A 14,129-nucleotide genomic window follows, 5' to 3' on the forward strand; every position below is an offset into this window, starting at 1 on the left:
TCATGAAGTATTGCCTGCTTCAGTTATGCTTCTACGTTAGTATCATGCTACCGGCAAAGGCAAGACAGGAGGCCAGCCACTGGTACTTTGGTTACCATGCAGGGATACAGTTTACAGATGGAGGTCCCGGGCCTGTTACTGGCTCACTGTCGGGATGGGAAGGATGCAGCGCTATCAGTGATGTGAACGGGAACCTCCTGTTCTATTCAGATGGCATGCAGGTCTGGAACCGGCAGCACCGCCAAATGCCTAATGGAAGCGCTTTGCTGGGCGATACACTTAGTACTCAATCTGCCCTGATAACGCAGTGGCCGGGAAGCGATTCCCTGTACTATCTCTTTACAGTTGATAAAGAAGGAGGTAATAACGGTCTGGTATATTCGGTAATCGATATGAGCCTCGATGATGGATTGGGGGATATCATCCCCGGCAGGAAGAATATTCGCCTTACGGGTCCTGTCTGTGAAAAGATCGCTGCTGTAAAAAAGAACAACGCGAATGATCTCTGGCTCATTGCCGCACGGTATGGCACAGACGAATTACTGGTCTACCTCATCGATTGCCGGGGGATACAATCTTCGCCACAAATATTCCGTTCAGGACTTGTAATCAGCCAGCTTTCAGAAGCGATCGGCTACCTGAAGGCTTCGCCGGATGGACGATGGCTGGCGCTAGCCAGTTTCACTTCATCGGCTATAGTACTTGATTTCGATATTCATACGGGCGCCATCAGCAGGCCCCGAACGGTTTATGCCAATCCCAACAGGATTGCAGGCCCTTACGGGCTCGAATTTTCACGCGACGGACGTTTTCTGTACATGAGCGAATCCTACAACAACAGTGGATCAGGAGCCTATTATGTGAGCCAGTATGAGCTGGAATCAACTTCAGTGGAGGCAAGCAGGGTGCCCGTAGATTCAGGGTATAGTCATACTGCAGGAGCTATCCAGGCTGCGCCGGATGGAAATCTTTATATCGCTTATGATGGAATGGATTATTTGGGCGCTATCACTCATCCGGAGAGAAAAGGACTTGCCTGCGGATTTCAAAAGGAATATTTCAGATTGGCCCCTGGCTCCCTTTCAGGTGTGGGGCTTCCTTCGTTTGTGGCAGGATACCAGAAAAGATTATTGCCGGCAGACACCACAATTTGTGAAGGCGCTTTCCTGCAGGTGTTACTGGATGTGCCGGGAGAAAATGTTCTCTGGCAGAACGGTGCTGCACATACTTCCTATACACTCAGTGAGCCGGGTATGTATTGGGTGCAGGTGAGTAATCAATACTGCCGGTACAGTGATTCGCTGCTGCTGGGTCTTACACTAAAGCCTGCCCCTGTTCTGAAGCGGGGCTTAACTATATGTCCGGGGCAGCAAATTCTACTGCATGCAGGCACAATAGGCGACAACTACCGGTGGCAGGATGGCAACACACAAGCGGTGTATGTTGTAACAGCGCCCGGTACATATCGTATAACAGTCACCAATAGCTGTGGATCAGGGCAGGATGAAACAGTTGTTGCGCGGGGCGGCTGTATGCTGGCAATACCGAATGCATTCACGCCCGCGAAAAATACCAATAACCTGTTCAGGCTGGTGAATGGACATCTGGCCGAAAAGTTCACCATGCAGTTGTTCAATCGCTGGGGCCAGCTGGTGTTCCGCACCAACGATCCGCTGGCTGGTTGGGATGGACGTATCAGCGGCATCGATCAGCCGGCAGGCAGTTACGTTTATCAAATCTCTTATACTGTCAGGTCTACAGGTCAGGCTGAAAGCCACACTGGTGTAATGTTGCTTATCCGGTAGACCTTATCATAACAATCGCATTATGAAAAATGAAAGGAGAAATTTCCTGAAAAGATTGACCTTTTCAGCACTTGCATTACCAGGCATCTCTTTTTTGCTCACAGGTAACAATAACAGAACGGCGGCCACAGTGATTGGTTGCGGCCCTGTTGAACCAGGGCTGCTGAAGGCAACAATCGGTACTGTGCGGTCTGGCAACTGGTCTTCACCGGCTACCTGGGGCGGGCGTTTGCCGGATGAACAAGACATCGTTCAGGTCCTTGCAGGGCATATCATTGTTTTTGATATGGAGGAAGCACAGGTGGGAGGTTTATATGTAAAGGAAGGCGCTGCGCTGATCTTCGATGCGGATAAGTCGGCTGTTATGACCAGTACTGCTAATGTAATTGTGGAAGGCAGGTGGCAGATGCATCCCTCATCGGCATCGGTAGAACATGTGTTACGCTTTACCGGGATCGATGAGGCAAAGTTCGTGGGGGGCGGTATGGATGTGGTCCGGGAAGATATAGGTCTTTGGGTGATGGGCGCAGGCCGGCTGGAGCTGGAAGGCTCTTACCAGTTCCCCTGGACACGCAGCACCGGAGCAATTCCGGCAGGAGCTAGCAGCATAAACGTTGAAGGTGCAGTGAACTGGAAAAAAGGAGACCTTATCTGCATTGCCCCTACAGGATCTCCTGCTGATGGCAACGCCATGGCAACAGGTTTCCAGGAAAGGATCATAAGCAATGTAGATGGTAAACGTGTCAGCTTAACCGAAGCATTGGCGCATGCGCATCCGAAGGTGGCTGATACATGGACTGCAGAAATAATGAACATGGAGCGCAATGTGCGGATAGAAGGCACAGCGCAGGGGCGCGCACATTTGTTCATCCGCTCCACAGCCATCCAAAAGATAATGTATACAGCTTTCAGGTATATGGGGCCCAGGCTGAACAAAGGTGGCAATGAAACCACCGAGCTGGTGCCCGGCCGCTATGCCATGCACTTCCATCATTGTAAAGATGGCAGCCGTGGATCGATTGTTGAAGGTTGTGTGATCCGCGATTGCGGCAATCACAGCTATGTGCCGCATATTTCACATGGCATCAGTTTTCTCAGCAATATCGCCTACAATGTGCTGGAAACAGCTTTCTGGTGGGATCCCGGTGATCCAACACATGATGTGTTGTACGATAGCAACCTGGTGGCGCGCTGTCATTTTCTTCAGGGGGCCCTGAACATGAATGCAGAGAATGCGCCTACCTTCTCTTCCAGCGGCTTTGCCCTGAACACCGGCGATGGAAATATTTGCATCAACAATGTGGTAGTATCGGGTGGCCAGGGAGATTATGCCGATGGCGGCGCTTATAACTGGGAAGCCGTTATCAACGAAGGAGTATGGGTGTTCAGGAATAATATTGCGCACAATTGCGACAATGGTCTTCGCGTCTGGCAGAACTCCACCCGTAATCATGTGATCGAAGACTTCTTTGCCTATTACAATGGTGTTGGTGTCTTTCACGGCGCATATGCAAATAGCTATACATATAATGGAGGCAGGCTTTATGGAAATGCCTTCATCATCAAAGCTGCTTCCACCAATTCCAACAGGGTTAGGGTGGAAAATATAGAAGTGGATGGCGCGGGCCTGATAGATCATGGCGTGGAAGTGATCCATAGTCCGCTCGCAGGCGATAGACCGGTGCTGTTGCGGAACGTAGCCATCAAAGGATGCAGGCGCAATGCACTGGTGGATTCTGCAGCTCCTGAAGTACATTCTGTAGATATTGTTCATTGCAATATCGAAGGCAATATCCTTTTGCATCCTGATGCTGCGCAAGGAGAAACAATTAGGGTGCAGCCAATGCATGCCACACCTTACCAGATATCCAGATCAGGCAGGACGAATATTCTACCATTTGCCGCAACTATTTGGGGAGCGGGCAAAGGATTGAAAGGTGAATACTTCAACAGTACCGACTTTTCCAGTCCTGCGCTGGTTCGGATCGATTCCAATATCAGTTTCACCGAATGGAGTGCAGGCTTGCATTACGCCATTACAAGCGAAGTTTATTCTGTCCGGTGGACAGGTTACCTTCTCCCTCAATACAGCGAATTGCATACTTTTTACCTTGGAGCCGGAGGTGGGTTCCGTTTGTGGGTCAATCAGCAATTGATCGCGAACGAATGGGAAGAACATTTTCCCGGTTTGTTTCCTTCAATTCCCATTGCTCTGGAAGCCGGAAAGCCCGCTGAGATCAGGCTCGAATTCTTTAACAGGAATGGTGGTACTGGAATGGGGCTTTTATGGACCTGTAAAAGTTTGCCGCTTGAATATGTTCCCCAAAGCCAGCTATATGCAGAACCTGTAGATACTGTTCCGCCTCCTTCGCCAGAACCTGTTGAACTTATTTTAAAAGGAACGGTTATCAAACAATATATCCGGCTTGAAAGCCCCGGCAACTATAACTATCAGTTATACGATAGTATTGGTCGTTTGTTGCAGGCCGGTAAGATCATTGCCGGCTCAAATTCAATTTACATCAGCAGCGCCGCCACAGGCGTTCTCTTCCTGAAAGTGGCAGGTCTCAGCAAAACCCTCAGGTTGATCAGACACTACTGAGATATTCCCTTCCTGTTCATCTCACACATTCGATTTTTTCCATTTGTTCTCTTTTTATTGCAACTGCAGCACTTCATCTTAATCTAAAAGTGTCGTTTGCAGATATGGATTCCTGAATTATGTCCTGCTTTGGGCATAATAATTGGAATTCTTTCCTCCATTCTCACCTGAATGATAAACCACAAATTAATACCTATATGAAAAACTCGAGGAGAACATTTCTCCAAAGTGCATCACTGACTGCATCTGGTTTGGCTCTGACATCTGTGCAACTGAAATCAAAAGGTCTCGAATCCAGGGAAATCATTGGTTGCGCCCCCGCTTCAAAATCCTTTCTGGCCGGCACTATCGGCACTGTAAAATCAGGCAAATGGTCATCGCCCGATACCTGGGGCGGTAAGTTACCGGGTCCCGGCGATACGCCGGTGATCAATGCAGGTCATGCGGTGACCTTTGATCCTGATGAAGCCACAGTGAACGGAGTTAACATCAATATTGGAGCTGATCTTGTTTTCGACGCCAACAAAAGCGCGCTGCTCATCACTACTGCCAATGTAGTAGTGGAAGGTAAATTACAGATGCGGCCTGCTGCTGCATCCAGTGTGCACAACCTGCGCTTTACCGGTATCAATGAAAACAATTTCAAGGGTGGCGGTATGGATGTATTGGCCAGCGATATTGGTCTATGGGTGATGGGAGCAGGAAAGCTGGACCTGATGGGCGCTTCCAAAACATCCTGGACCCGCGCAGCTGATTCTGTTCCTTCAGGCACATCTTATATTAAGGTAGAAGAGTCCAGCGGGTGGGCGCAGGGAGATGAGATCTGTATCGTACCTACCGAAGCACCGGTGGGTGGTGTTACGGCTACAGGAAGCTTTGAAGAACGGACCATCAAAAGCGTTTCAGGTACAACCATCAATTTAACTGTCAATACCAGTAAGTCGCATCCGCGGGTGAACAATATCTGGACAGCAGAGGTGATGAACCTTACCCGCAATGTTCGGATCGAAGGCACCACTACCGGTAAAGCACATCTCTTCATCCGTTCTACAGCCACGCAAAATATCAGGTATACTGCATTCAGGCATATGGGCCCCAGGAAAGACAGGGGTGGTTCCAATGCCACCGAACTGGTTTCAGGCCGGTACGGTATGCACTTCCATCACTGCATGGATGGTAGCCGCGGCTCCCTGGTGGAAGGCAATGTGATCCGCGATACAGGCAACCATAGCTATGTGCCCCACGTTTCGCACGGAATAAAATTTAAAGACAATATCGCGTACAATATTACTGAAACCGCTTTCTGGTGGGACCCGGGCGATCCCACGCATGATGTGATCTACGACCACAACATCGTTGCCATCTGTAAATATGTTCCGGGCTCACTCAATATGAATGCCGAAGATGCACCTACTTTTTCATCCAGCGGATTCGGATTGAACACTGGCGATGGCAATATCTGTATGAACAACGTAGTGGTAGCCGGAGGTCAGGGCGATGTTGCTGATGGCGGCGCCTATAACTGGGAAGCAGTGATCAATGAAGGCGTGTGGACCTTCACTGATAACCTTGCCCACAATTGCGACTGCGGGATACGCGTATGGCAGAACTCCACCCGCAATCACGTAGTGGAGAACTTCTATGCTTATCATAATAAACTTGGATTATTCCATGGAGCTTATGCAAACAGTTATACATACAACGGAGGTATTTTTTATGGCAATGGTTTGCAGATAAAGGCAGCATCGGTCAATTCCAACAGGGTTCGTCTGGAGAATTTCCTGGTTGATGGCGCTAACCTGATCGATAACGGCATCGAGGTCATTCACAGCCCGCTGCCAGGAGATAAACCAGTTTTCGTCCGCAATGTAACCATCAGGAATTGCAAATCAGCCGCCATCCTGGATGCGGCTGAACCGGAAGTGCATTCCACAGATCTGATACAATGCATCATTTCAGGAAAGATAGTATTACATCCCCAGGCTGCCGGCGGTGAAACCATCCGTGTACAACCGGTTTCCGGTCAACCGTACCAGATCACCAAATCCGGGACCTCCAATATACCTGCATTTGCACCTTCTATCTGGGGAACCGGAAAAGGATTGAAGGGAGAATATTTCAACAGCAATAACTTCACCAATCCTGCAATGACCCGGATCGATTCAAATGTCAGTTTTACTGAATGGAGCGCCGGCGTGCATTATGCCATCAAGAGTAATACATACTCAGTCAGGTGGACAGGTAAGATACAGCCGCAGTTCACGGAAGCCTATACCTTCTTCCTTGGCTCCGGCGGTGGTCACAGACTTTGGGTGAATGGTAAACTTATACTCGATAGCTGGCAGGAACACTATCCCGGCAGCTTCCAGGCAACTCCCATATCGCTCGAGGCAGGCAAACTCTACGATATCAAACTGGAATATTTCAATACAGATGCCGGTACAGGAATGGGACTGCTCTGGACTTCCAAAAGTCTTCCACTTGAATATGTTCCGCAAAGCCAGCTCTACGCTGAAGGCGGAGGTGTTGTAACACCGCCGGCCAATTCCGCTCCGGTTGCCAATGCAGGCGCTGATATTGCCGTGGCCTTACCTGCAACAACAGCTACCCTGAATGGATCGGCTTCAACAGATTCCGATGGAAAGATCAGCGCTTATGCATGGACGAAAGTTAGCGGACCCTCAGGCGATACTATTCAATCAGCTACTGCCGCCAGTACCGTTGTAAACAACCTGGTAGCAGGCGTATATGTATACCAGTTGAAAGTAACAGATGATAAAGGCGCTACTGCTACCGATACAGTAACTGTTACGGTAAGCGCAGCAGCCAACCAGTCGCCCGTTGCCAATGCAGGTTCCGATATTGTGATCAGCCTGCCTGTCAACAACACTGTATTGAATGGTTCGGCCTCCAAAGATCCTGATGGAAGCATTGTTTCGTATAAATGGAGCAAGGTCAGTGGCCCCTCGCAGTTTGCCATCAGCAGCACTTCGGCAATTTCTCCATCGGTTAGCAACCTGGTGGAAGGTGTATATGTGTTCAGGCTACTGGTAACGGACAATAAGAATGCGACAGCCCAGGATGATGTAACGGTAACGGTGAAAGGAGCGCCATCCGAAGGAACAACATTACTGGATCTGAAAGCAACTCCCAATCCATCTACCACTTCCTTTTCGGTTTCACTTACTACCAACCAGAATTACCCGATCAAGATCACGATCCTTAATGGTTCCGGTAATGTGATCGATAGCGGCACCCTGAGTGGAAAATCCGTTACGGCCAGGGTGGGCGATTCCTGGCGCAGGGGGACCTATTATATCATTGCAGAGCAGGGAACAGTAAAAAGAACCCTTACGCTGGTAAAAATGTAAATATCCGGCTGATTGATTTTTTCGCTTTGTGACTTTAATCACCGAACGCCTGTCTGTAACATCCGATCTTTATATCGGTATCGCCGGACAGGCATAGGTGTTTTTATAATGATTGTAAAGAAAATTTAACTACTGTAAACGGCTTGTTAACGGTTGCCCTTTAGATATGATTTGACTTTTTGTATCGTTAATTTGGTATACAAACTTCTGTTCCTCCGTTTTACCTGACCGTCTGTTCAATATTTTTGGTAACCTCATCCTGTAATGCTTTCTATCGCTTGCACGCCTGCGCATATCATTAAAAGATCTTTTATGAAATGGATCCTTCTGTTGGCATTTGCATCTTTCCACTTTGTGGCGCCGCATTGGCATACTGATTTGGACACAGCCAAAAAAGAAGCGCGCGAGAACAGTCATCTTATATTGTTGAATTTTTCCGGCTCTGACTGGTGCGGACCCTGCATCCGTTTAAGAGAAGAAGTCTTCAACAGCGAAACCTTCCTTAAACTGGCAGATAGTAGCCTGGTACTTTGTAATGCTGATTTTCCAAGGGGCAAAAAAAATCAACTGCCTGCAGAGCAACAAAAGAAGAATGAATCGCTGGCTGAACAATACAATCCTTACGGAAAATTTCCCTATACGGTATTGTTATCAGCAGATGGAAAATTATTGAAGGGATGGGAAGGATATCCTCAATCCAACAAACAATCATTCATAGACCAGATAAAAGCCGCCTGTGATGCCAACGCTCGTCAGTAATCAATTATTGGAGTTCCGGCGCTCTGAAAAGTTGATGGGCAATCATTTCGAGATAACAGTAGTAGCGGGGGATGCGTCCTGGGCTGAAGAGAAGATTGAGCTCGCCATTGCTGAGATAAGGCGTATAGAACAGTTGCTCACCACTTTCCGGGAAGATAGTCAAACCAACGAGATCAACAGGCTGGCTGGCATCAGCGCAGTAGCTGTGGATAAGGAAGTGTTTGAACTGATCAGGCGTTCCCTCCGGATTTCTGCAATAACTGACGGGGCTTTTGATATCACTTATGGGTCTATCGACAAAAGGCTTTGGAACTTCGATCAACACATGACGGCCCTGCCTGATGCCGAAACAGCCCTTGCGATGGTGCGGTTGATCGATTACCGGAAAGTGATGCTGAATGAAAACGATCATTCAGTGATGCTGCAGGAAAAAGGCATGCGTATAGGGTTTGGCGGCATCGGTAAAGGTTATGCAGCAGATATGGCCAAAGCCTTGCTGGTAAAAGAAGGCGTAACCAGCGGCATCGTCAATGCGTCGGGTGATCTGATCACCTGGGGGCAGCAGGCTAACGGACAGCCCTGGACTATCGGTATCGCACACCCGGATAATGCAGCATATGCATTTTCGAGTCTCAATATTTCCAATATGGCCATTGCCACATCCGGCAATTATGAAAAGTATGCAATCATCGATGGCAGGCGCTATTCCCATACCATCAATCCCGTAACCGGCTTACCGGTATCGGGTATCAAAAGCGTCACCATCATCAGTCCTTATGCAGAATTGGCCGATGCCATGGCCACGCCGGTGATGGTGATGGGCGTAAAGGCAGGTATCTCCCTCATCAACCAGGTGGATCACCTGGCCTGCATTCTGATAGACGACAACAATAAGATCTATACCTCCAACAACATAAGGTTATTATGATAAGGAATAACAAACAACTACCAGTCTCCGGCATGATCGTCTTGGTGATGATGCTGGGCGCTTTTGCCTGCTCTCCCGTAAAGGAGTACCAGAAAAGCAAATTGAATGATGGCGAAATGACGCTAAGCAACCGAAGGGTGGAAAAAACAGAATTGAATTTTCAGTCGTACCGCGAAGGCGCTTCAGGCGCCAATTCTGGTAAAACAGGCGGGGGCTGCGGTTGCAACTAAACCCAATTTTCAGGAAAGTGATTAACACATGAAACAGCTATTTCTGACGGCACTGGGCCTGATGGCCCTTTTGAGGTCTTATTCTCAATCATTGCCAGACACCAGTGCATTAGGCGCAAGGAAACTTAAAGTAGAGGAGGTAAACCTGGTCAGCAGTTATTACAGCCAAAATGGGGACCATGCGGCAGTAACGGGTGGCATCGGCTCCCAGAAGCTCACGGATATTGCCAATGTTTTTGATGTAAAACTAACGAAGTACGATAAACGCTGGCGCAAACATACTTTTGACCTGGAACTTGGCATCGATCATTATACATCGGCCTCCTCAGACAAGATAGACCTCAAAGCAAATTCCTCCGCTTCGCATGCAGACACGAGGTTCTATCCCTCTGTTAACTGGACCATGGAAAATGAGCAAAAAGGGTCCAGCATTGGCGCCGGTATTTCTTCTTCAACAGAATTCGATTACCAGTCGTTTGGCGCAAACCTGAACTTTTCAAAGAAAACGCATGACCGTAACGGTGAGTTCAGCGCACGCCTGCAGGCGTATTTCGACCAGGTGAAACTGATAACGCCGGAAGAGTTGAGATCCGGCACAGGCGGGGGAGAGCATGATGGCGCCGGATCTGAGAGCCGCACCACACTGGCAGCCTCCCTTAGCTGGTCGCAGGTGATCAATAAGAATTTCCAGGTTGCGGTGCTGGCAGACGTTGTACAACAGAATGGAATGCTCAGTCTTCCATTCTACAGGGTGTATTTCCGGGATGGATCTGTGCACCAGGAAAAACTGCCGGATGCAAGATTCAAATTGCCGCTTGGTATAAGGGCCAGTTATTTTTTGGGTGATCATTTCATTGTCCGGGCCTACTATCGCTACTACCAGGATGATTGGGGCATCAGTTCGCATACTGCCAATATAGAGCTACCGGTAAAGATCACACCATTCTTTTCGGTAAGCCCATTCTACCGGTTTTACAACCAGACGGCCGTGAAATATTTTGCGCCATATGGAACACATACGGCGGCTGAGCAATTCTACACGAGTAATTATGATCTGTCTGCCTTCAACAGTAATTTCTTTGGAGCTGGCATCAGGCTGGCACCACCCAAACCGATATTGGGTATACGGCATCTGAACATGCTGGAATTGCGTTATGGCAGGTACACGAAGAATATCCAAATGAATGCGAACATAGTTTCTCTGAACCTTCGTTTCAAATAAGTGGAATCATAAGGATGTTAGCTATAAGAGGCGGTCTGAAGGCCGCCCTTTTACATGCTTAGTGATAGGTGCTTTTCTGCTTTGTGAATGTTTTCGATTCCTTTCAACAAAGCATCAGCATTGAAGGAGATACTGTCTATCCCTGCTTCCACCAGGAATCGTGTGAACTCCGGGAAATCACTCGGAGCCTGCCCGCACAATCCAATCTTAATGTGTTTGGCTTTGGCCTTTTCGATTGCCATGCTGATCATGGTCCTGGCGGATTTATTCTGTTCACTGAAAAGATCTGAAACAATCGAAGAGTCCCTGTCTATGCCGAGGGTCAGTTGAGTAAGATCATTGGAGCCAATGGAGAAACCATTGAAGAGATCTGCGAACTCATCGGCCTGCAACACATTGCTGGGGATTTCTACCATCATATAGATCTCGAGAGAAGGGTCCTGTTGCCTGTTGAGACCGAATTCCTTCATTACGTCCAATACTTTCTTTCCTTCCTCCACGGTCCTGCAGAAGGGTATCATCACTTTCACATGCTGAAACCCCATCTTTTCTCTTACTTTTTTGATGGCTGCGCATTCCAGGCGAAAACCTTCCTTGTAACGTTCATTGTAATACCGGGAAGCGCCCCTGAAACCGATCATCGGGTTTTCTTCACTGGGCTCAAAGTCCTTTCCTCCTAACAGGTTGGCGTATTCGTTGGTCTTGAAATCGCTCATGCGCACGATCACATCTTTTGGGTAGAAAGCAGCTGCGATGGTGGCTATACCTTCCGAAAGTTTTTCAATGAAATACTCTTTTTTATCGGGATAGGCACTGGTTAGTTTCAGGATCTCATTTTTCACTTGTGGGTCACCGATAGCATCAAATTTAACCAGCGCCATCGGGTGAATACGGATATGATGTGTAATGATGAATTCCATGCGCATCAGTCCTACGCCATTGTTGGGATACATACTTAACTGGAAGGCTTTTTCCGGATCACCGGTGATCAGCATCGGCTGGGTTGTGTCCGGCATGGTGATCTTTGAAACGTCTGTTTCTTTTTCTGCGTATTCCAGTTTTCCTTCATACACAAACCCTGTTCTGCCTTCACAGCAGGAAATGGTGATCTGACTACCTTCTCTAACAGAGCCTGTTGCATTGCCGGCGCCTACAATGGCCGGAACGCCCAGTTCCCTGGCTACAATGGATGCATGGCTGGTCCGGCCTCCCTTGTTGGTTACGATTGCGGCAGCTTTCTTCAGAATAGGGTCCCAGTCAGGACTGGTGATATCGGTGATGATGATCTCCCCGGGCTGCAGTTTGTCAGCTTCCTTCGGAGAATCCAGTATCCTTGCGATACCGTTTGTTACTTTGGTGCCGATTGCTTCACCCTGTGCGAGTACCTTACCTTTTTTCTTCAGGGAGTATTCAGTAATAACCTGCTTTTTATTGTGTGAGTGAACGGTTTCCGGGCGGGCCTGGATAATGAAAAGTTCATTTGTGTACCCGTCCTTCGCCCATTCTATATCCATCGGTTGCTGGTAATGATCTTCTATCACAATGGCCCACTTAGCCAGTAGTTCTATTTCCTGGCTGGTAAGCACATAGCGGTTTCTTTTTTCCAATGGCGTATCGATATTGATCGTTGAATTATTGCTGTTTTGCTCTGCATATATCAAAGTTTTTTCTTTCGTGCCTAATCTTTTTTGAATGATTGCGTCTTTGCCTTGTTTGAGTGTTGGTTTGAAAACATAGAATTCATCAGGCGTGATGGCTCCCTGCACAATGTTCTCACCCAGGCCCCATACACCTGAAAGATGCACAATATCCCTAAAGCCTGATTCTGGTTCCAGTGTGAAACCGATGCCGGAACAGGCTTTGTCTGACCGGACCATTTTTTGTATGCCCACAGACAGCGCTACTTTGTGATGGGGGAATCCCTGGTCTTCCCTGTATTTGATGGCCCTGTTCGTATACAATGATGCGAAACAGTCCTTCACTGCTTTCAGTATATTGTCGCCGCCATGGATATTGAGATAACTTTCATGTTGTCCTGCAAAACTGGCCTGTGGCAGGTCTTCGGCGGTGGCGCTGCTTCTGACGGCCACTGTTTCACCTGGCATGCAAAGATTGAAGTAAGTATGCTGTATTATTTCAGCAAGGTCCCTGGGAAGCGTGGCGGATAATATAAGTTGCCTGGCTTGTTCCCCGGTCTGGCTAAGATTACTGAAGTCAGTTTTGTCAAGCTGGTCCATTAATTTATGAAGTGGTTCCCTGAGTTTGTTAGAATCAAGGAAGTACCAGAAAGCGGATGCTGTTGTAGCAAAGCCCTCTGGTACCCTGATCCCTGCAGAGGAAAGTGAAGTGATCATTTCTCCCAATGATGCATTCTTACCACCTACGATGGCTGTATCGGAAATATGGATTTGGTTGAATGGTCTGATGAAGTCTGTCATGGTTTGTTTTTTACGTGTGATAAAAAATGGTCAGGAGAAGAAAAAATTTCAGAGGATAAGTTCTTCAGTGGTCATTTGCAGTTGATTGTCTACCTGTGAAATACCGGGAGCAGCCCATGCTGCGGCGCCTGCATCGGAACGTTCCGCAAAGGAGCGTACTTTGCCGGTGAGGATTACTTTGGTGCCGATCACTTGCACTGAAATGTTCTCTGCATCCAGGTTGGCGCTGCGATGAAAGGCTGCCAGGATTTTTCTTTTTACATCTGATGGCGATGATTTGGGATTTACAGAAACGTAGTTATTTATCTTCTTGATACCTGCAATACTTTCGAGGGCTGTTTTGGCCATGGAACGCTGGTATTCCCAGTCAACTTCTCCATTGAGCGTTACCACCCCATCTTCCACTTTTACTTTGATCTTTTCTTCTGGTACTGCTGTATTCCATTTCAGGGCTTTCACTACAAAATCCGCGATCTCCGCATCGGTTCTGTGAAAGGCCGGAGAAACGCCCACCTGCAGGTCCTCTGCCACTGCTCTTACACCCAACACTTTGTTGGCGGCTTGTTCTGCCATGATCTTTTTGTAGAAAGTATCTACAATACCGCTGAGTGTAACCACTCCATTCTTGACAGATACCCCAATTTCTGCAGCATTCAATGCAGGTTCCCACTTCAGTTGGTCAATCACATCTTGTTGGATCTGAACATCTGTTTTCATGATTACAATTTTTGAGTTAAGAAATAATTGAACATCAAATCTAGTCTGCGTGCTGTT

Annotated in this window: 9 protein-coding genes; 7 read left to right on the top strand and 2 right to left on the bottom strand. The window is 47.9% G+C overall.

Translation table 11 applies throughout. The features are described 5' to 3' along the window. Positions 1-2 precede the first annotated feature (2 nt). From D9Y29_RS09540 to D9Y29_RS09570, 7 genes are all read left to right on the top strand, one after another. A complete protein-coding gene (locus D9Y29_RS09540; protein ID WP_127127402.1) occupies positions 3-1,805 on the top strand; it encodes a T9SS type B sorting domain-containing protein in 1,803 nt (600 codons plus the stop codon). Positions 1,806-1,827: 22 nt separating this feature from the next. Continuing rightward, positions 1,828-4,407, top strand: coding sequence for a PA14 domain-containing protein (locus D9Y29_RS09545; RefSeq protein ID WP_127127404.1), 2,580 nt, complete (start codon positions 1,828-1,830; stop codon positions 4,405-4,407). Positions 4,408-4,604: 197 nt separating this feature from the next. Further along, positions 4,605-7,778, top strand: a complete 3,174-nt coding sequence (locus tag D9Y29_RS09550) for a PKD domain-containing protein (RefSeq protein WP_164735331.1) — start codon at positions 4,605-4,607, stop codon at positions 7,776-7,778. A 312-nt stretch (positions 7,779-8,090) separates the two neighbouring features. Beyond that, positions 8,091-8,537, top strand: coding sequence for a thioredoxin family protein (locus D9Y29_RS09555; RefSeq protein WP_127127408.1), 447 nt, complete (start codon positions 8,091-8,093; stop codon positions 8,535-8,537). Then, complete coding sequence (locus D9Y29_RS09560) at positions 8,518-9,465, top strand: FAD:protein FMN transferase (protein WP_127127410.1); 948 nt, start codon at positions 8,518-8,520, stop codon at positions 9,463-9,465. The genes D9Y29_RS09555 and D9Y29_RS09560 overlap by 20 nt, the downstream gene beginning before the upstream one ends. After that, positions 9,462-9,695 carry a DUF4266 domain-containing protein gene (locus tag D9Y29_RS09565; RefSeq protein ID WP_164735332.1) on the top strand — a complete coding sequence of 78 codons (234 nt, stop codon included), beginning with the start codon at positions 9,462-9,464 and terminating at the stop codon, positions 9,693-9,695. Before D9Y29_RS09560 ends, D9Y29_RS09565 begins: the two co-directional genes overlap by 4 nt. 28 nt (positions 9,696-9,723) lie before the next feature. After that, a complete protein-coding gene (locus tag D9Y29_RS09570; protein WP_127127412.1) occupies positions 9,724-10,917 on the top strand; it encodes a DUF3570 domain-containing protein in 1,194 nt (397 codons plus the stop codon). A gap of 50 nt (positions 10,918-10,967) precedes the next feature. Here D9Y29_RS09570 and ppsA read toward each other — a convergent pair whose 3' ends face one another. Both ppsA and D9Y29_RS09580 read right to left on the bottom strand, forming a co-directional pair. Then, positions 10,968-13,355, bottom strand: coding sequence for a phosphoenolpyruvate synthase (gene ppsA / locus D9Y29_RS09575; protein ID WP_127127414.1), 2,388 nt, complete (start codon positions 13,353-13,355; stop codon positions 10,968-10,970). 48 nt (positions 13,356-13,403) lie between these two features. Next, positions 13,404-14,072 (bottom strand): BON domain-containing protein, encoded by a 669-nt coding sequence (locus D9Y29_RS09580; protein ID WP_127127416.1) that lies wholly within the window; start codon positions 14,070-14,072, stop codon positions 13,404-13,406. Positions 14,073-14,129 lie beyond the last annotated feature (57 nt).

The organism is Pseudoflavitalea rhizosphaerae (assembly GCF_003991355.1).
Taxonomy (GTDB): Bacteria; Bacteroidota; Bacteroidia; order Chitinophagales; family Chitinophagaceae; genus Pseudobacter; species Pseudobacter rhizosphaerae.

Bases quoted from the DNA above. Each gene is read 5' to 3' on its own strand.
- D9Y29_RS09545 (WP_127127404.1), top strand. From the start codon at position 1,828: ATGAAAAATGAAAGGAGAAATTTCCTGAAAAGATTGACCTTTTCAGCA.
- D9Y29_RS09565 (WP_164735332.1), top strand. From the start codon at position 9,462: ATGATAAGGAATAACAAACAACTACCAGTCTCCGGCATGATCGTCTTG.
- D9Y29_RS09540 (WP_127127402.1), top strand. From the start codon at position 3: ATGAAGTATTGCCTGCTTCAGTTATGCTTCTACGTTAGTATCATGCTA.
- D9Y29_RS09570 (WP_127127412.1), top strand. From the start codon at position 9,724: ATGAAACAGCTATTTCTGACGGCACTGGGCCTGATGGCCCTTTTGAGG.
- D9Y29_RS09560 (WP_127127410.1), top strand. From the start codon at position 8,518: ATGCCAACGCTCGTCAGTAATCAATTATTGGAGTTCCGGCGCTCTGAA.
- D9Y29_RS09555 (WP_127127408.1), top strand. From the start codon at position 8,091: ATGAAATGGATCCTTCTGTTGGCATTTGCATCTTTCCACTTTGTGGCG.
- D9Y29_RS09580 (WP_127127416.1), bottom strand. From the start codon at position 14,072: ATGAAAACAGATGTTCAGATCCAACAAGATGTGATTGACCAACTGAAG.
- D9Y29_RS09550 (WP_164735331.1), top strand. From the start codon at position 4,605: ATGAAAAACTCGAGGAGAACATTTCTCCAAAGTGCATCACTGACTGCA.
- ppsA (WP_127127414.1), bottom strand. From the start codon at position 13,355: ATGACAGACTTCATCAGACCATTCAACCAAATCCATATTTCCGATACA.